Consider the following 768-nt stretch of genomic DNA (forward strand, 5'->3'; position numbering starts at 1 on the left):
GCAAGGTCGCGTGCCTGATGGAAGTGCGGCATTGGTGTGGGCGGGGATTCTTGCCTTAATCACCGGCGGGATTGCTTACGGAGTACAAATTGGTTGGCAGCCGGAAATCGTGATTGTGGTTGGGCTGATGATTTTTGGTGCGGTCTTTGCCATTAACTCTTCGCTGCATTCGTATCTGATTGTGAGCTATGCCAAAGGCGACGGCGTGTCGTTGGATGTCGGTTTTTACTACATGGCCAACGCCATGGGACGTTTGATTGGCACGGTATTGTCGGGGTGGATTTACCAAGAAGCTGGACTAGCGGCGTGTTTGTGGATCTCTTTCGCTTTCTTGGCGCTGACAACGTTGATTTCGATTAAGTTGCCTAAAGCTAATATCGCCACGGCTTAGTTCTGATGAATGTGATGGGCTGAACAGAACATCGTGAATAAAAATGGCTCCAATCGGGAGCCATTTTTTATGTCTGCATATTATGAGCAGAAGTGTCCAAGTTTTGCAGGTTGCGTCATCTTGATTTCGTCGTCTAACGAGCGGTAGACAATCGTATTCCAGATTTCGCCATTATCCATTTCAAATTCAATCGCGTAATTCATGCCGCTTACCACCTGAGTGCGAACACTGAGGATTTGCTTTAACTTAGCGGAAGTGTTCATTTGCGCGAGTACCACATCAAGCAATGATTGCGCTTCATCGGTCATGTCACTTTGTGACCATCCGCCGGGCAGTTTTTCTAAGTTACAGATTGGGTTCGCTTCCGGTTGCGATTG

The 768-nt window shown here is 47.9% G+C and carries 1 protein-coding gene and 1 pseudogene; one reads left to right on the top strand and one right to left on the bottom strand.

Annotation, left to right across the window (positions count from 1 at the left end; all coding sequences use genetic code 11):
- A pseudogene (locus R7040_RS25995) lies at positions 1 to 391 on the top strand (MFS transporter); the annotation flags it as partial.
- Between the two features lie 80 nt (positions 392 to 471).
- Here the strand turns inward: R7040_RS25995 and R7040_RS26000 are convergent.
- On the bottom strand, positions 472 to 768 hold a 297-nt coding region (locus tag R7040_RS26000; protein WP_318097509.1), incomplete at its 5' end, for a cystatin family protein.

Source organism: Vibrio sp. 1069 (assembly GCF_033340555.1).